Annotated in this window: 14 protein-coding genes and 1 pseudogene; 7 read left to right on the top strand and 8 right to left on the bottom strand. The window is 43.6% G+C overall.

Annotated features, from left to right (window positions below):
• Positions 1 to 10: 10 nt before the first annotated feature.
• Positions 11 to 763, top strand: a complete 753-nt coding sequence (locus tag VTH8203_RS03385) for a YciK family oxidoreductase (protein ID WP_096992385.1) — start codon at positions 11 to 13, stop codon at positions 761 to 763.
• 59 nt (positions 764 to 822) lie between these two features.
• On the opposite strand, the gene VTH8203_RS03380 is transcribed toward VTH8203_RS03385, so the two are convergent.
• Complete coding sequence (locus VTH8203_RS03380) at positions 823 to 1,974, bottom strand: patatin-like phospholipase family protein (protein WP_096992384.1); 1,152 nt, start codon at positions 1,972 to 1,974, stop codon at positions 823 to 825.
• Between the two features lie 217 nt (positions 1,975 to 2,191).
• Here VTH8203_RS03380 and imuA point away from each other — a divergent pair, with 217 nt between their 5' ends.
• The 3 genes from imuA to VTH8203_RS03365 are packed head-to-tail and all read left to right on the top strand — an operon-like array spanning position 2,192 to position 7,415.
• A complete protein-coding gene (gene imuA / locus VTH8203_RS03375) occupies positions 2,192 to 2,887 on the top strand; it encodes a translesion DNA synthesis-associated protein ImuA (RefSeq protein ID WP_096992383.1) in 696 nt (231 codons plus the stop codon).
• An 11-nt stretch (positions 2,888 to 2,898) separates the two neighbouring features.
• Positions 2,899 to 4,323: a Y-family DNA polymerase gene (locus VTH8203_RS03370; protein ID WP_096992382.1), complete on the top strand. Its 1,425-nt coding sequence runs from the start codon at positions 2,899 to 2,901 to the stop codon at positions 4,321 to 4,323.
• A gap of 20 nt (positions 4,324 to 4,343) precedes the next feature.
• Positions 4,344 to 7,415 carry an error-prone DNA polymerase gene (locus VTH8203_RS03365; protein WP_096992381.1) on the top strand — a complete coding sequence of 1,024 codons (3,072 nt, stop codon included), beginning with the start codon at positions 4,344 to 4,346 and terminating at the stop codon, positions 7,413 to 7,415.
• Between the two features lie 288 nt (positions 7,416 to 7,703).
• On the opposite strand, the gene VTH8203_RS03360 is transcribed toward VTH8203_RS03365, so the two are convergent.
• From VTH8203_RS03360 to cydH, 4 genes are all read right to left on the bottom strand, one after another.
• Entirely contained in the window at positions 7,704 to 8,642 is a 939-nt protein-coding gene (locus VTH8203_RS03360) for a chemotaxis protein CheV (protein ID WP_096992380.1), read from the bottom strand.
• A gap of 119 nt (positions 8,643 to 8,761) precedes the next feature.
• A complete protein-coding gene (mlc, locus tag VTH8203_RS03355; protein WP_096992379.1) occupies positions 8,762 to 9,979 on the bottom strand; it encodes a sugar metabolism global transcriptional regulator Mlc in 1,218 nt (405 codons plus the stop codon).
• Positions 9,980 to 10,213: 234 nt separating this feature from the next.
• Positions 10,214 to 11,401 (bottom strand): patatin-like phospholipase family protein, encoded by a 1,188-nt coding sequence (locus tag VTH8203_RS03350; protein WP_096992378.1) that lies wholly within the window; start codon positions 11,399 to 11,401, stop codon positions 10,214 to 10,216.
• A 7-nt stretch (positions 11,402 to 11,408) separates the two neighbouring features.
• Positions 11,409 to 11,501 carry a cytochrome bd-I oxidase subunit CydH gene (gene cydH / locus VTH8203_RS03345; RefSeq protein ID WP_096441502.1) on the bottom strand — a complete coding sequence of 31 codons (93 nt, stop codon included), beginning with the start codon at positions 11,499 to 11,501 and terminating at the stop codon, positions 11,409 to 11,411.
• 159 nt (positions 11,502 to 11,660) lie between these two features.
• On the opposite strand from cydH, the gene VTH8203_RS03340 reads away from it, so the two are divergent.
• The 3 genes and pseudogenes from VTH8203_RS03340 (at position 11,661) to VTH8203_RS24410 (ending at position 13,388) form a co-directional block, all read left to right on the top strand.
• The gene (locus VTH8203_RS03340) at positions 11,661 to 12,125 is read left to right on the top strand and encodes a hypothetical protein (RefSeq protein WP_208617713.1); all 465 of its coding nucleotides are present in this window, start codon (positions 11,661 to 11,663) and stop codon (positions 12,123 to 12,125) included.
• Positions 12,050 to 13,294, top strand: a pseudogene (locus VTH8203_RS03335) (sodium-dependent transporter); the annotation flags it as partial. The gene VTH8203_RS03340 and the pseudogene VTH8203_RS03335, both read left to right, overlap by 76 nt.
• A 1-nt stretch (position 13,295) precedes the next feature.
• Positions 13,296 to 13,388, top strand: coding sequence for a MetS family NSS transporter small subunit (locus VTH8203_RS24410; RefSeq protein WP_096992377.1), 93 nt, complete (start codon positions 13,296 to 13,298; stop codon positions 13,386 to 13,388).
• Positions 13,389 to 13,453: 65 nt separating this feature from the next.
• On the opposite strand, the gene VTH8203_RS03325 is transcribed toward VTH8203_RS24410, so the two are convergent.
• The 3 genes from VTH8203_RS03325 to VTH8203_RS03315 all read right to left on the bottom strand — a co-directional run bounded on the left by VTH8203_RS03325 (position 13,454) and on the right by VTH8203_RS03315 (position 16,856).
• Complete coding sequence (locus VTH8203_RS03325; protein ID WP_096992376.1) at positions 13,454 to 13,993, bottom strand: hypothetical protein; 540 nt, start codon at positions 13,991 to 13,993, stop codon at positions 13,454 to 13,456.
• A 207-nt stretch (positions 13,994 to 14,200) separates the two neighbouring features.
• Positions 14,201 to 15,634, bottom strand: coding sequence for a PTS glucose transporter subunit IIBC (gene ptsG / locus VTH8203_RS03320; RefSeq protein WP_096992375.1), 1,434 nt, complete (start codon positions 15,632 to 15,634; stop codon positions 14,201 to 14,203).
• 454 nt (positions 15,635 to 16,088) lie between these two features.
• The gene (locus VTH8203_RS03315; RefSeq protein WP_096992374.1) at positions 16,089 to 16,856 is read right to left on the bottom strand and encodes a TatD family hydrolase; all 768 of its coding nucleotides are present in this window, start codon (positions 16,854 to 16,856) and stop codon (positions 16,089 to 16,091) included.
• Positions 16,857 to 16,890: the final 34 nt, after the last annotated feature.

The following is a 16,890-nucleotide window of genomic DNA, read 5'->3' as shown; positions in this document are numbered from 1 at the left end:
GAAGTGTTCAGTGGAATATTCAACCGCTCCTGAGGCGCTAAAAGGTAAAGTCATTCTAGTCACAGGCGCTGGTGCCGGCATTGGTCGCCAAGCTGCTTTGAGTTATGCCGAACATGGTGCAACGGTCATCTTATTGGGTCGTAATGTTAAAAATTTGGAGTTCCTTTACGACGAAATCGAGAAAGCAGGTTACCCACAACCCGCAATCATACCGCTGGATCTTAAAGGTGCGACTAAGCAAAATTACGTCGACATGGCAGAAACAATTGAAGGACAGTTTGGAAAACTTGATGGCATTCTTCATAACGCCAGCGTATTAGGTACATTAAGTCCATTCGATCAGATTGATGAAGAGACTTTCGATGACGTAATGAAAATTAACGTTAAGTCTGAGTTTCTGATGACGCAAGCCCTCCTACCTGTAGTGAAAAAATCCGAGGCAGGACGAATAATCTTTACGTCTTCTTCAGTGGGTCATACAGGCCGTGCTTTCTGGGGCACTTACGCGATTTCTAAGTTTGCAACTGAGGGCATGATGCAAATTTTGGCCGATGAGCTTAGTGATACCGAGATCCGAGTCAACGCCATCAACCCTGGTGCAACACGGACACGTATGCGTGAAAAAGCCTATCCGGGTGAAGATGCCAATACACTAAAAACACCAAAGGATATTATGCCTTTGTATTTACACCTGATGGACCCTAGTGTCACTGACGTGAACGGTCAGTGCATTGATGCTCAGCCTAAACGCAGCGTGAGCTGATCCTTTTCAGTGATACCGTCATTCTTAGCGTGCCTAAGAATGACGGGTCTTTATCGACATTAGCGATGGATGTTGTGATGCTCAGCTAAAAACTCGCCCGCCATTGCAAAGCCGTGCTCATAATCTTCCATGATTTGATCTTTTTGGCTCAGTAACCCTTTTGACGACAATTCATGTTTCGGTTGAATATGCCACAGGTTCACATCTTCAGGTGGTGATAGCAGAAACTGCTCCACTTCAGCATGATTTGCATAATGAGACACCAACATATCCAAATGGCTGGTACCACTACGACTAAAAGGCACACGTTTGTATTGAATATCAATCAGCCGGCTTAATTTTTCCTTATCTTGAATCCAATGAGAGAGCTTAAGTTTATCACCCGCTTTTAGTCGGTATTGCTCTCGATACGCTTCCAAGCGTGGGCCTGTCAAACGCTGGTAGTCTGCTTTAATGTCCTCTAGCTTCTCAGAAAAATGTTTTTGAAACTCTGACAGCTTTTCTTTCGTCCCTGATATCTTTAAGTGACTAATATGGGTCTCCAATCCTGCTTCTAGCTCTTTCTTCCATTTGTCTAGCGAGTCTTTTACTGAGGCAGTCACTGCACGCTGCTCCGTCGGTTGTGGAATCGTGCTGATCACAACCATGTTGTTGACACCACGACGATACGACTCTTCGACCGGAATCGTGGCAGAAACCCCGCCATCTACCCACTTCTTACCATCAAATTCGATGTCATGGTAATAGAGCATTGGAATCGCGCAAGTGGCTCTTAGTACATCAAACCAATTCTCTGAAAAAATAGGGTAATAATAGTCCTTTAATTCCTCGACATCAGTAATACAAGCCAGTGCCACCCGATCTTCACCAAGATATTGCTCTCCCTTGGCAAGATCTAAAGGAAACTCGCCACTGTTTACAAACTCAAACGCCCAATCCAAGTCCATTGGTTGCTGTTTTTGGAGGAATTTATTGAAGTCAAAGAATCGGTCTCTCGTGGTGTAGTTCATAATAAAATCAAGACCTAACCCACGTTGCTTGGTCACAAAAGAAGAGACATTTAATGCCCCTGCTGATGTCCCAATATAGAGTGAGAATGGGTCAAAATTTACATCGATAAATCTATCAAGAACGCCTGCAGCAAATGCTCCTTTTTGTCCGCCTCCTTGTACTATCAGCGAGTATTTTTCGTTTTGTTTAAACACACCCATTTCTCCTATCCAAACCGACGATGGTGCTATCTTCCTTTGAGATTAAAATATTTGTTGTACTCTGAACACTGCTTTTTTTGGGTTTTTTGTTACCGCTAAATTCGACTAACACTCTGTTTATCTTCACGGTCTCCTAATACTCGCACACCTCCCGATAATACAGAGCTTGCAGCCATTAATAATTATTATATACTGTATTTATATACAGGTATTTATTATGAATGAATTGATTAGCGAATTACAAAGTAAACACTTGATTTGGAAAGGTGCAAAAACCGAATCTTTCAGTGAGTACCATTTAACAGGGTTTACCGAATTAGATCACCGTTTAGGTGGTGGTTTTCCAACCTCAGGGGTGATTGACATTCAATCACCGATTGGTATTGGCGAACTTAGGCTGCTAATGCCCTATGTTCAAACACAAGTAACCGAGCGACTTTTCGTTTTCATCAATCCACCGGGTTATCTGTGTGCAGAGTACCTATACGCTCAAGGCATTGATCCTTCAAAGATCTTGCTGATTTATCCTGAATCTGGGAAGCACGCACTCTGGGCAGCCGAGCAGTGTTTAAAAAGTGGTGCATGTTGTGGTGTCTGTTTATGGCAAGAAGGACTTGAAATCCATCAAGCCAAGCGCTTACAGGTCGCCAGTGAAGTGGGACACTGTTTACAGTTCTTATTTAAGCCTGCTTTGTCCGGTACGACATCACAAGTTTTCTCACTACCCGTCTCCTTAAGTTTGAATTTAAGCCCTCATGAATCAGGGCTTTCTGTTTCTATCACCAAGCGTAAAGGCGGCTTTGTTCGCGATAGTTTTGTTATTGATATGAGCACGTATTGGCCAGAGCTAACGCTTTCTGTGAAACCTCGCACTTCTACCGTGGTTCCTTTTCCAATGCAGCAACAAGGATAAATGGGGCAACAATGTTACTGTGGCTATATTTACATTTCCCGACCTTGCAACTCGATACTCTTTTTCATAGTCAAGACAATGACCATGCTACCGAAGTCGCCGTGACTATCGTCGATGGTCGTCGCCATGAGGTTGTTCAAGCCAACCAATATGCCCTTGAACAAGGCGTTAAATTAGGGATGGGACTTGGCAGCGCAGCCGCGCTTTGCCAAGATCTTCAAGTGCATCCATACGATCCTGAAATGGAAACCAACCGGCTAAGTGATATCGCTCAGTGGTTGTATATGATCACGTCAGATATCTGCCTATTTCCACCCAACGGCTTACTCATCAAAGTGACCAATATGCTCTCACTATACGACGGCATCGATAATTATTGGTCAACCCTATACGCACACCTTAACCATCTTGAAGTAGAAACCTATTACTCTACCGGTCAATCACCTTACAGTGCGATGCTAATGGCGAAACAAGGTAAAAACTGGATTGAGCCACAGCTTCCCCGTCTGAAACATGCCATCTTGGGTTACTCCTTAACATGTACCGAGTTACCGCATAAACAAGTGGAAAAATTACAGCGAGTCGGTATTCAAACCATCGACGACTTACTGGTACTGCCTTTACCTGAAGTCGCAAAACGTTTTGATATTGACCTCGTCAACTATGTAGGAAGATTAACAGGCCAATTCAAGCATCCTGTTGAGTTTTATCACCCCGCTGAACACTTTAGCCAATATCTTGAGTTGCTGTTTGATATTGAAAATATCGACTGGCTGCAAAAACCGTTGACCCGCTTATTCAAACAACTAGAGGTATTTTTGAAGCTGCGTGACAAGGTTGCGTTTGAATTACAACTGACGTTACATCAACGAGATTATGGCGATAGAGCGGTGAATTTTCATTCCGCTCAAGGCGATTATCTTGCCACAAAGTGGCAAGCGCTTTCCAAGCTTACTTTAGAGAATGTTCAACTTGATGGCGCAGTCAGTGGTTTAACGCTTTCTATCGTTCGGGCTGAAGAAACTCAGGTGAATGAACACGATCTCTTTGATGGTGTAAAAGGAAATCAAACCAGTCTTGAACTCATATCCACTTTGCAAGCTAAGCTAGGCTTACAAGCCGTTACGTCACTCAAACTCACCGATGACCCAAGACCCGAATTTGCCACTCAACCTATGATGCCAACCGCCAATGATAAAACTGAGGTAAATGCCCACTTACTCAAAAAGCTCCGCCCTAGTTTACTCTACCCTAACCCAGTTTTATTAGAGCAACGTGTCTCTGTCATTTTGGGGCCAGAAAGAATCATCAGCGGTTGGTGGGACGGTCATGACATTAAGCGTGATTACTACGTTGCTCGTAACGAACAAGGACAATGGCTTTGGTTGTTTCGTACCGAAGATAAACAGTGGTTTATTCATGGGTTATTTAGTTAGTCCGGACAAGTAAAACAGATATGAAATACGCCGAATTATTTTGCCAGAGCAACTTTTCGTTTTTAACCGGAGCTTCTCATGCCGAAGAGATAGTATTGCAAGCAGAGTTCTTACAGTATTCTGCTATTGCTATTACGGATGAATGTTCTGTCGCAGGTGTAGTGCGTGCTCATGCCGCCATTAAACAACATGGCTTATCGCTAAAACAAATTGTTGGTAGCATGTTTTGGCTCAATGATGAGTGTCAGTTCATTTTACTTAGCCCCACACGAGAAGCCTACGCCGAGCTTTGTCGCGTTATCACGAATGCGAGACGACGTTGTGAGAAAGGGAATTACCAACTATCAGAATGGGACATCATGTCATTACGCCACTGTTTCATTTTATGGCTACCGACTGGCGAGGAGCATGACGTGAAATGGGGACGCTGGTTGGTACAGTATCACCACCAGCGTCTTTGGATCGGCTTGCAACGCCACCTAACCGCCAATGAACATCGTTATATCCAACACTGCGAGGCACTGTCTGTTGATTTTCAGCTCCCCATTACCGCTTGTGGTGGCGTTCTGATGCACACTGCAACTCGGCTTCCGCTACAACACACGTTAACCGCGATAAAACTCAATACCTCTATCGAACAAGTATGCGGCCACTTACTGGTTAATACCGAGCGCAGCTTAAGACCCAAAACTAAACTGGAGAAACTGTATCGTTCTGAGTGGTTAAACGAGAGTATATATATTGCCAGCTTGTGTGAGTTTAAGCTCAGCAAACTTCGTTACGAATATCCTAGTGAGCTTATCCCTAACGGAAAAACACCGATGGGGTATCTCAGAGAGTTAGTCGAGCGCGGCAAAACTCTACGATTTCCTGAAGGGCTACCTTCACACGTGGAGCAAACCATTAATAAAGAGCTAGCTTTGATTGAGGAGCTCGATTATCCGTTTTTCTTTCTCACTATTCATGACATCGTCATGTTCGCCAAACAACAAGGTATTCTTTATCAAGGGCGAGGCTCAGCGGCGAATTCTATTGTCTGTTACTGCTTAGAAATCACTGCCGTTGACCCAAGACAAATTTCAGTGTTGTTTGAACGTTTCATTAGTAAAGAACGCAATGAGCCACCTGATATCGACGTTGACTTTGAGCATGAACGCCGTGAAGAGGTCATACAATACATCTATCAAAAGTATGGTCGGGAACGTGCAGCCCTTGCGGCAACGGTGATTTCTTATCGTTTTAAAAGTGCTGTGCGCGATGTAGGTAAAGCTTTAGGGATCAGCGAGACTCAACTCGATTATTTCATCAAGAACATCAATCGCCGTGATCGCTCACAAGGTTGGCAAGCGCAGCTCGTTGAGCTAGGACTAAAACCTGACTCCCTAAAAGGCCAGCAGTTTATTGAACTTGTCAATGAAATTACAGGGTTCCCACGCCATCTATCGCAACATGTGGGTGGGTTTGTCATCTCATCCGGACCACTTTATGAGTTGGTTCCAGTGGAAAATGCCGCCATGACCGAGCGAACTGTGATTCAATGGGATAAAGATGATCTTGAAAGTCTTGGCTTACTCAAAGTCGATGTACTTGCCTTGGGGATGCTAACGGCTATCCGTAAATGTTTTCAACTGATCAGTAAGCACTACGGACAAACATTAACCATTGCCGACATCACTCGCCGACAAGATGACCCTAATGTGTATGCCATGATTCAACGCGCCGACACTATTGGCGTCTTCCAAATCGAATCACGAGCGCAAATGAGTATGTTGCCACGTTTAAAACCAGCGACGTATTACGACTTGGTGATTCAAATAGCCATTGTCAGACCCGGCCCGATACAAGGCGATATGGTTCATCCGTTTTTGAAACGTAGAAACAGAGAAGAAGCCATTTGCTACCCTTCTAAAGAAGTTGAATCTGTCTTATCTCGCACTCTAGGGGTGCCTATTTTTCAAGAACAGGTCATCAAGCTTGCGATGGTTGCCGCAGGATTCACGGGCGGTGAAGCGGATCAACTGCGCAGAGCTATGGCAGCTTGGAAGAAAAATGGCGATTTATTTAAGTTTCGCTCTAAATTAATTCAAGGTATGCAGGCCAAAGGCTATGAGACCGAATTTGCCGAGCGACTGTTTGAGCAAATATGTGGATTTGGGGACTATGGCTTTCCTGAAAGTCACTCGGCCTCTTTTGCTGTGCTTGCTTATTGTAGCGCTTGGCTTAAATACTATTACCCTGAGGTTTTTTATACCGCGTTACTTAATAGTCTACCTATGGGCTTTTACAGTTCATCACAACTGATCCAAGACGCAAAACGACATCGTATTTCGATTGCCCCGGTGTGCGTCAATTATTCGCAGTACCACCACTATTTGAGACGCACACCACAAGGCTTAGTACTGCAACTGGGTTTTAGACAAGTGAATGGGCTCAGTGAATCGAGTATGCAGCGTCTGCTACAGCATAGACCTCATGAAGGTTTTACGACCGCTACGCAAATTAAACAGCTTGGCCTGAATCGTCGTGAGTTGGAAATACTCGCTTCAGCCAATGCACTAAAAGCCATATCAGGGCATCGTTATGCCACACGATGGGCGATGATGGATAGATTGCAAGATTTACCCTTGTTTCAATCGGAGAAGAGCGATGACTCGTCACTCCCCCACCAGCCTTCACCAATCGAAGATATGTTAGAAGACTTTTCTTCAATGAACGTGTCTCTCGAACAACACCCGATTACTCTTTTGGATCAAGCGGGTAAGTTAGGGCGTTTTACTCGGATGCGCGATCTTGCGCTGAAAGCGCACAAGTCATTGGTCACCGTGGTGGGTACAGTAACAGGGAAACAGTCCCCGGGTACGGCAGCAGGTGTGACCTTCTTTACTCTCGAAGACGATACCGGCAATATCAACGTTGTCGTTTGGCAAGCAACTGCTAGAGCACAAAAAAAACAGTATCTCACTGCCAAAGTTCTCAAGGTGAAAGGTATTTTAGAACGTGAAGGACAAGTCACCCACGTGATAGCAGGACGTTTAATTGATATGACGGATCAACTTTCTGATCTTAAAATACAGTCAAGAGAGTTCCACTGATGACAATCCCAAAACGAAAAAACGGGAGCGATATCGATCCCGTTTTAAATCGTATTGAATCATAGATCCGCTTCGACTGCCGCTTCCGTACGTCTTTTTTTCCATTCCCTGAAAATGAGTAAACTTAACGTCATCAAGACTTTAGAAGTTAACCAAATCATTCTGATGGAACAACCTTTAGCTGGTAGTTAAAATTTATTTATGAACCTTATGGTTTTTAACCATAAGGTTCATAAATTATATCCTATTTTTAACGTACAGCGTAGTTTATTTCGCATTAAAAAATAATCACAATACTTCTCGCATGCGGTCTTGTACCACTTCCACCAATAAATCAGGCTGAAACTTAGAGATAAAACGATCACAACCGACTTTCTCTACCATTGCTTCATTAAAGCTACCACTGAGCGACGTATTTAAAGTAACGAACAGACTACGCATCCTTGGATCGCTGCGCACTTCATGCGTCAGCTTATAACCATCCATTTCAGGCATCTCCGCATCAGTAATCATCATCAACAGTTCATTACCAACGTCGACACCTTCATCACACCATTGTTTGAGTAAGTTAAATGCCATCGCACCATCGAAACATTCAATGATCTCAACACCAAGCTGATCTAATGTTCCTTTCACTTGATTACGAGCCGTTGAAGAGTCATCGACGATAAGGATTTTTTTGCCCGCGAGATGAGGCAATAGGCTGCGATCAAGAGTATGTTCAGAAATAGACACATCATAGTCGATGATCTCTGCTAATACCTTTTCAACGTCAATAATCTCAACCAAATTGACTTGCTGATTCTCCTCAACCTTAGTGATCGCGGTTAGATAATTCGCGCGACCTACAGTGCGAGGTGGCGGTTGGATCTCGGTCCAGGCGGTGTTCACGATATTCTTCACTTCACCGACCAAAAAACCCTGAACAGAACGATTGTATTCAGTAATAATCAGGTTTTGGTCGCCAGTATCTGTCGCTGGCGGAAAGCCAATCGCACGACGTAAATCAATAACGGGAACAGATTCGCCACGTAACGACGCGACACCGCGGATACTAGAATGGGAACCAGGAAGCTGAGTCAACGCGGGAAGTTTTAGGACTTCTTTTACTTTGAAGACATTGATAGCGAAAGTTTGACGACTGTTAAGAGTAAACATTAACAGCTCTAATCTGTTTTCTCCCACTAACTGGGTACGCTGATCTACTGAACTTAAAACGCTCGACATGAGGCTTCCTTGGTAAAACACGAACTAAAACTCTTATCTCATGTAATCGGCAGGAAGCACAAGAAGTTTACCGACTTTGTTAAGAAAAATATGATCATCAACAAAAATGGTGAAAAGCCTTATCCTTCAATCACTTTCATTAAGAGTAAGCCGTCATAAAGCGCTTGTTTGACCAAAGCAGCACCTGGCATCGTCGCTTGTTTATAAAAACGAGATTCGACGAGCTGAAGATCTTGCGTGTAAACAGGGAGACTTTGTTCACTGATACAGCGTTCTATTGCTGGATACAAAATCGACTTTGCTTGGTTGATAACGCCACCAATCAGCACTTTCTCTGGGTTAAACAAGTTAATTACAATAGCAATTGCCGACCCCAAATGTTCACCCAACTTTTCAATCACAGCAATCGCTAGCGCATCGCCATTCGCCGCTGCTTCACAAATCGCTTCGACGGTAATATCTTCGCATTCAGACAGGGATGAAACTTCGCCTCTGGCTAATCTGTTAGTGACTTCGTCTCTTATCGCCTGAGAGCTAGCTACCGTCTCAAGGCAACCTCGATTACCACAATGGCAAGCAACGCCATTACGATCAATCTGAATATGGCCAAGTTCGCCGATGTTACCGTGGCGACCTTGCAGCACGCGACCGTCTAAGATAATACCAGCACCTAACCCGTGGTGAATGGAAATCAGCACAGAGTTATCGCAGTCTTGAGAATGACCGAATAGGTTCTCAGCCAGTGCCCATGCACGAGTATCGTTGGCAACGAATACCGGTAAACCAGTGGCTTTGAAAATCTCTTCTCCAATGTTCAAGTTTTTGACATTGTAATGAGGCATTTGTAGAACAATACCCTGATCGGAATTCACCAAACCCGGTAATGTGAGCGCAATACTTGTCACACGGTCTAGTTGCTCATTATAGCTTTCAAAAAAGTCATCAATTTCATAAAGAAGCCGCGCCAACACATCGTCTTGATCGATTTCATGAATTTCGATTTTGCTATCAATAAGAACATCACCGCCCAACTCGTGTAACGCAATGGACAGGTAACCTCGCCCCAGACGCATAGAAAGGAACTGCCAGCCCTGATTATTGGTTTGCAGGCCAACAGCAGGGCGACCTCGACTTATCGCCTCTTGGACAATGGTTTCGTGTATTAGGTGTGCATCGATGAGTTCGCGAGTGATTTTAGTAATACTGGCCGGAGCCAAATTACTTAATTTCGATAAATCGATTCGCGAAATAGGCCCAAATTGGTCTATCAGTTTATACACACGACCAGCATTGATCTGCTTGATGTGATCAATATGCCCGGGTTGAGCCATGTACATTTTGCACTCCAAAAAACAACAACCTATTAATTTTTTTACTTTGCGAAGTAATTGTGAAGCAGTTTAATGGATTGCCGTGACAAATATCACGCATATAGATGAATCTTTGGGGCTCAAATCACCATCCGACAATGGTTGGCAAAGGCATCAATAAGATTTAACGTACAAAAAACAGCCGACGCATGATTACAGGAGTGTTAAAAATATCCCTGGTTATTTCACGACGCACAATAACTAACCTGTTTGGGAGGGCTGCCATAACTTAGGCGCTTTTACAGCATTAACTTGAGTACGATTGACTAAGTTATAACGCTCAACAAAACGAAACCCAGCATCGAGACCCAATTGATAGTCATGCAAAATATCATCAGGCTCACTCATTAAAGAAGAGGTTTTCAAGGCGATTTCTGGTGCAATTTGCAACACGAAGCAATCATCAGGTGGTTTCTTTAGAAACTCCTGCGTTAAGGCATAAGTTTGATAATGGACCATCAACATGTCGGCCCACCCAGAGTCAAACTTCTCTCCAAATAAGTGGCTGAGACGATAGATATCCGGCGCACCAAACAACCATCGACCACCATTCATGAGATTAAGATGCTGAGCATGCTTACTCTCTTGTGCCTTAACGATTTGTTTATCGAAGAAACCTGTCCAGTCTTTTGACCAATTTAGTATTTTCTCTTGCCATTGCATTTGTAAACCATTGAGCGATTCCCTAAACCATGTCGGAGGCTCAGAAACAATAGGTTGATCTTCTAATACCGAAAGGTCTTCACTGCTACATTCCTCTGTACGAATAACAATAATGGTTCGGTTTTCCTGTCGCCAAGCCTCTTGGACAGGTATTGAGGCTGATACCCCTCCATCAATAAAACTAGTCTCATTCAGACACACTGACCCCTCAAACAGATTTGGTATCGCGCTCGTTGCGAGCAAGACTTGATACCAATCTTCCTGCAACATTGGGAAATAGTGGTCTTTCAAGGTCGTCACATTCGTTGTTGCAGCATACGCACGACGTTGACCAATCATTCTTCGGCCCATATCGATATCAAGTTTATAAGGGTAATCACAGATTCTATCGAGCGCCCACTCTAAATTAAGGTACTGCTTACGACGGATAAAACTGAACAGGTTAAAAAACTGAGGAGCTGTTGTGAGATCTAGGATAAACGACTTACCGAGACCGGCTTGTCGAGACAGGTAGGCACATATGTTCAAAGCACCAGCAGAGGTGCCATAAAATTCATCAAAGGGATCAAAGTTTGACAATAGAAAGGCGTCTAGCACTCCAGAAGTGAAGATACCACGCTGGCCTCCACCTTGTGCGACTAACGCCGTTTTCCCGCCAATATATTTATGTAACTGAGCTTCATCTAAGACGGTTCGGGTATTGGTGATTAACCCAAGGTTCGTCATAGACAGTTTACGCAGTCAAGATGGCGATCAGTCCAAACGCAACAATTGTGCTGAATGCAACTGTTGTGATCGTCAGCGCCAATTTTAGATCGTATTCCATAACACCTCCATTTGTAACATTTCAATTACTATTGTGACATATAATTACAATATACAGATAACCACTTCAAATTTATGGAGTTAATGTCACACTATAAGTAAAACTAGTACATTCAAGACCAAAGTGTAGCCAATAGCTCTTACTCCGAGGAAATTCAGCATGACCAAGACGTTAGTATTGCTCCCATTAGCTGCAATGCTGGTTAGTTTCGCCGTTAAAGCTACAGTCATCGTCACACCCTTCCTTGGTTACACGATGGGAGGCGTCGTAAAAGACGGGACTGGCGAAGATTATGACATCTCCCCATCGGCCAACCTTGCGTTGGCGATAGAATTCCCTTTTCAAAATGGGCGAATGGGTATGTTTTATTCGCAACAGGACTCGTCACTCGATGTTCTCGAACTGGATACACGAATTCAGTACTTACAATTTCAAAGTAGTGCTGAATATCAACTCAATAATACTAGCTACGCCTATATCGGTGCGGGTTTGGGGGCCTCATATACTTCTGGAGAATGGGCAACTTCACATCTGGGTTTTGCAGCAAGCATATTTGGCGTTTCCCTTACATGGCTTATGAAAATGGCGGAGGAGCTTTCTTTATTCCTTATCTGTTTGCCATGATAACCGCTGGTATCCCTTTCATGATCTTAGAGTTCAGTATGGGTCAGAAGTATCGAGGGTCTGCGCCAGTAACGTTAGCTAGGATCAATCCGAAATTTGAATGGTTAGGATGGTTTCAAGTGGGCGTAGCCGCAACGATTGCCGTGTATTATGTCGCTGTTATTGGCTGGGCGATGACCTACGCAGCCATTGCTGGTGGGGTAAAATCGGGTATCGAGCGCGCGGCAAAAATTATGATGCCGATTCTCTTTATCATGGTGCTACTTTTAATTGGTCGCACGATTTTCCTACCTGGTGCGCTTGACGGCGTTAACTACATGTTCGAACCAGATTTTAGCAAAATATGGGATGTTAAAGTATGGGCTGCCGCATACGGCCAGATTTTCTTCACCTTGAGTATCGGCTTTGCCATCATGTTAGTCTACTCCATCTATCTACCAGAAAAATCTGATATCACCAATAATGCTTTCATGACGGTGCTCATTAACTTTGGCTTTTCAATTTTAGCCGGTATTATGATTTTCTCTGTTCTAGGCTACATGGCCCAAGAACAAGGTAAACCGTTAACTGAGGTTGTGAGTGCCGGTGTTGGATTGGCTTTTGTAACATTGCCTGCCGCGATAAACTTGCTACCCGCCCCATATATTTTAGGGCCCCTTTTCTTCTTCGCATTGGTGATTGCAGGTCTAAGCTCACATATCTCTATTATGGAAGCCGTAACTTCTGCTGTGATCGATAAGCTCAAATGGCGTAGAAACAAAGCCGCTACCATTATCTGTGGCACAGGTTTCATCATCTCAATGGCCTTTGCAACTAACGGCGGCTTACTGTTGCTGGATCTTGTCGATCACTTCGCGAATAACGTAGGGATCATTGTCGGTTGTCTCGTAGAGATCATCTTGATGGCATGGTTGCTTAAAATTGCCGATGTACGTGAGTATGTGAACCAAATCTCCGATTTTACTATCGGTACTTGGTTTGACGTTTGCTTGCGATTTATTACTCCACTTATATTGATCGTCATTGTCGCAACAAAATTTAAAGCACTCTTAACAGAGGGCTATGGTGGTTACGCCCATTCAGACATCATGATTTTAGGTTGGGGATTGATGGGTCTACTCGTCGTGATCGGAATTGTTCTCAACCTTACCAGTAAAAAGGAGGCGTAATATGACTATCGGAGCACTTATTATGATGGCAATAGGAATTGGCATTACTTGGGGAGGAGCCTCCTACTGTATCAAAAAAGCGATGGATAAATAAATCTAGGCACGAGTCTTTACTAGAAAACGCAAGCCGACATATGCTTGCGTTTTTTTCATGTCTACTTAGAAGCTATATCTGACACCAATACCAGCACCAATGCCTAGCTTTAAATCACTATTATTAAACATCAGATTCGGTGTAAGTTGAGCATAGGCATCCCAGCTGCGCGCAAATGGCAACTCAACCCCTAGGGCAACACGAGGACCAAATTTGTCTGAGCGTTGAATTTGACCGCCTACACCAGCAAACCAACTGAATGGCACATCTCCACCAAACTGCCCACGACTGAAAATGTAGTCAGCAGCCACACCATCATTCCCTACAGCAAAATTGATCCTGTTATTAATTTGACCAACGATGCTTAGGCCTTGGTCTAATCCCATTCCGACTTTAAACCCTGAATTACTCGAACGACTGCCAGAGGAGCGACTAGATTGGCTTGAGTTTTGCTGACTTGTCGGCTTACTTGCCGACGACGAGGTTGCTTGACCTTCTTCTACAACTTGCCATTGTTCTTCGCCACTAGCATTATTGGCTAAGACGGAAAATGATGAAATTGCCGTTATCGTTAACGCCACTACCACAGGAAATTTAATATTCATAGTTTGCTCTCTGATTGTTCATGCCTGCTCTTCTGTTCCATTGAGAGCTTTTATTCGTCCGACATGTAAATTGGAATAACGGTATTCTAGAGAGACGGTGTGTCAAAATGTCATGAAAAGGCAAGTACAGGGCAAGAGTTTCGACCTCACCAGATCAAAAAAAGGGAAGCAAATGCTTCCCTTTTAAAATATTCATGAACAAATTGATTAACTGTGGTTACGAATCCACTCGTCCATGTCAGTTTTTAGGTTGTCAGATTTAGTACCGAAGATAGCTTGAACGCCACCAGATACTACCACTACACCTGCAGCACCAAGTTGCTTAAGCTTATCTTGGTCAACAAGTTCAGTGTCTGCTACTGCAACACGTAGGCGTGTAATACATGCATCTAGACCTGTGATGTTAGCTTTGCCGCCGAATGCCGCAACAAGTTCACCTGCCATTTCGTTACCAGTTACAGCAGCGCTTGCATCTTCTGACTCGTCTTCACGACCTGGAGTCTTAAGATCCATTGCAGTAATTACTGTGCGGAATACGATGTAGTAGATTGCCGCGTATACTAGACCAACACCAATCATCAGACCCATCTTCTGAGCGTGGCCAGAAAGTACTAGGAAGTCGATTAGACCGTGTGAGAATGAAGTACCGTGTACAAAGCCTAGAGTGTTAGCAACAACGTATGCAGAGCCAGCTAGTAGAGCGTGGATTGCATATAGTACTGGAGCAACGAATAGGAATGAGAATTCGATTGGCTCAGTAATACCTGTTAGGAACGATGTTAGTGCTGCAGAAGCCATGATACCCATAACTTTCGCGCGGTTCTCTGGTTTAGCACAGTGTGCAATAGCGATTGCAGCAGCTGGTAGACCGAACATCTTAAACATGTAACCACCCGCTAGCTGACCGAAGCCATTACCAGCAGCACGAGATACGTCGTCAGCAACTAGGTAACAAGTTAGTACGCCGTTTTGAGTTTCGCCAGCTGCGTTTACACAAGTACCTGCTTCGAAGAAGAATGGTACGTTCCAAACGTGGTGAAGACCGAATGGGATAAGAGTACGCTCGATAACACCGTAAATACCGAATGCTAATTCAGGGTTTTGCTCAGCCGCCCAGTGAGAGAATGCGCCGATAGCAGAGCCAATTGGAGGCCATATAATCGATAGTACAATACCCAAAGCGATAGCTGTAAAGCCAGTAATAATTGGCACAGCACGCTTACCAGCAAAGAAACCTAAGTATTCTGGAAGCTGAATTTTGAAGAAACGGTTGAATGCCCATGCTGCGACACTACCGACAAGGATACCACCTAGTACACCTGTGTCGATTTTATCAACGCCCATTACGTCAGCCATAACGCTTAACGTAGCAGTCATGATGCCGTAACCGACGATCGCTGCAAGACCTGCAACACCGTCATTGTTAGTGAAGCCTAGTGCAACACCTACAGCGAATAGGAGAGCCATTTGGCCAAATACTGAGCCACCAGCTTGTTCCATTAGGTTAGAAACAACATCTGGAATAAAGCTTAGGTTGGCAGCACCTACACCAAGTAGAATACCCGCAACTGGTAGTACTGATACTGGTAGCATCAGAGACTTACCAACTTTTTGCAGGTTAGCAAAAAGGTTCTTAAACATGTTTATGCTCCTGATAAGATTATTAGTTTATGGGTTCTAACGGCACACCCCCGTAGCCTTGAATGTTAGCACCCATAGAAAATGTAACCACGAATTGAATTATATTTTCCGCTTCTAAATATATATTGATGCTCCTCATGGTTTCTACATACTTACGAAATTTAGTTTCAAAATTACGTTTAGATCACAGTGAAATCGCCAGAATGCAATGGTTTGCATTTTTTATAAGCTATTGTTTTAAATAATAATAACTTTAATCTCAATTAATTTTAGGCAATGAATAAAATACGCTCTTAAGTTATTTTACGTAACATAATTACAGTTTGTGCTGAAACACGACTTTTTTCTCAACACATTTGGTAAACATTGACTTTTTTTGACATTTTCAAAGTCACGAAACAAAAAATACGCAATATGCGCCTTTTTTAGTCAACTTCCACGAGTAACTTATTTTTTATCGCAAAAATAGATCATGGTAGTTTTGGGTTGTTTTTTCGGCAACCTCTTTCAATGAAACCCCTTTAAGCTGAGCAATATATGCCGCTACTTCGACCACATAGGCAGGCTGATTTTCTTTGCCACGATGAGGAACAGGCGCAAGATAAGGGGAATCTGTTTCAATAAGCAGACGTTCTAAAGGCAATTGTTTGACAACCTCTTTCAACTCTTTCGCCTGTCTAAATGTCACAATCCCGGAGATGGAGATATAAAAACCAAGCTCCATTGCCGCCTGTGCAAAGGGTAGATCCTCGGTAAAACAATGTATGACACCACCACACTGTTCTGCTGAGCCATTTTTAAGTATCGCTAATGTGTCTTTGCGCGCGTTTCTTGTATGGATAATGAGAGGCTTATTCAGTTCTACTGCCACGTCCACTTGTTGTTCAAAGCGAATTTTCTGTAATTGGGCGGTATCAGGTTGATAGTGGTAGTCCAGTCCGGTTTCACCAATGGCGACTACTCGCTCATGCGTGGCATAGTGTTTAAATTGCTTTAGGGAAAACTCGCTTTCAACATCGAGAGGGTGTACGCCACAGGAGGCCATAACCTCAGAGTAAGGCTCAATTAACTCTAACATTTTAGGAAACGAGCCTAACGTAACACCGACGGATAACAGCTTCTCTACATGAGCCGCTTTGGCCTTTTGGATAACGTCCTGGATGCCGGTATGGACATCTTGGTAGTCAAGTTTATCCAAATGACAGTGAGAATCTACAAACATAATTTTCTAACTTAAATTTGATTATCATCAACGA

This window comes from Vibrio thalassae (genome assembly GCF_900089835.1).
In the GTDB taxonomy this organism is placed as follows: Bacteria; Pseudomonadota; Gammaproteobacteria; order Enterobacterales; family Vibrionaceae; genus Vibrio; species Vibrio thalassae.
Note: the sequence above shows the minus strand (reverse complement) of the source record. Positions and strands in the feature narration are given on the sequence as shown.

Excerpts from the sequence above, each read along its gene's own strand:
- VTH8203_RS03380 (WP_096992384.1), bottom strand. The coding sequence starts at position 1,974 with ATGGGTGTGTTTAAACAAAACGAAAAATACTCGCTGATAGTACAAGGA.
- imuA (WP_096992383.1), top strand. The coding sequence starts at position 2,192 with ATGAATGAATTGATTAGCGAATTACAAAGTAAACACTTGATTTGGAAA.
- VTH8203_RS03370 (WP_096992382.1), top strand. The coding sequence starts at position 2,899 with ATGTTACTGTGGCTATATTTACATTTCCCGACCTTGCAACTCGATACT.
- VTH8203_RS03365 (WP_096992381.1), top strand. The coding sequence starts at position 4,344 with ATGAAATACGCCGAATTATTTTGCCAGAGCAACTTTTCGTTTTTAACC.
- VTH8203_RS03360 (WP_096992380.1), bottom strand. The coding sequence starts at position 8,642 with ATGTCGAGCGTTTTAAGTTCAGTAGATCAGCGTACCCAGTTAGTGGGA.
- mlc (WP_096992379.1), bottom strand. The coding sequence starts at position 9,979 with ATGTACATGGCTCAACCCGGGCATATTGATCACATCAAGCAGATCAAT.
- VTH8203_RS03350 (WP_096992378.1), bottom strand. The coding sequence starts at position 11,401 with ATGACGAACCTTGGGTTAATCACCAATACCCGAACCGTCTTAGATGAA.
- cydH (WP_096441502.1), bottom strand. The coding sequence starts at position 11,501 with ATGGAATACGATCTAAAATTGGCGCTGACGATCACAACAGTTGCATTC.
- VTH8203_RS03340 (WP_208617713.1), top strand. The coding sequence starts at position 11,661 with ATGACCAAGACGTTAGTATTGCTCCCATTAGCTGCAATGCTGGTTAGT.
- VTH8203_RS24410 (WP_096992377.1), top strand. The coding sequence starts at position 13,296 with ATGACTATCGGAGCACTTATTATGATGGCAATAGGAATTGGCATTACT.
- VTH8203_RS03325 (WP_096992376.1), bottom strand. The coding sequence starts at position 13,993 with ATGAATATTAAATTTCCTGTGGTAGTGGCGTTAACGATAACGGCAATT.
- ptsG (WP_096992375.1), bottom strand. The coding sequence starts at position 15,634 with ATGTTTAAGAACCTTTTTGCTAACCTGCAAAAAGTTGGTAAGTCTCTG.
- VTH8203_RS03315 (WP_096992374.1), bottom strand. The coding sequence starts at position 16,856 with ATGTTTGTAGATTCTCACTGTCATTTGGATAAACTTGACTACCAAGAT.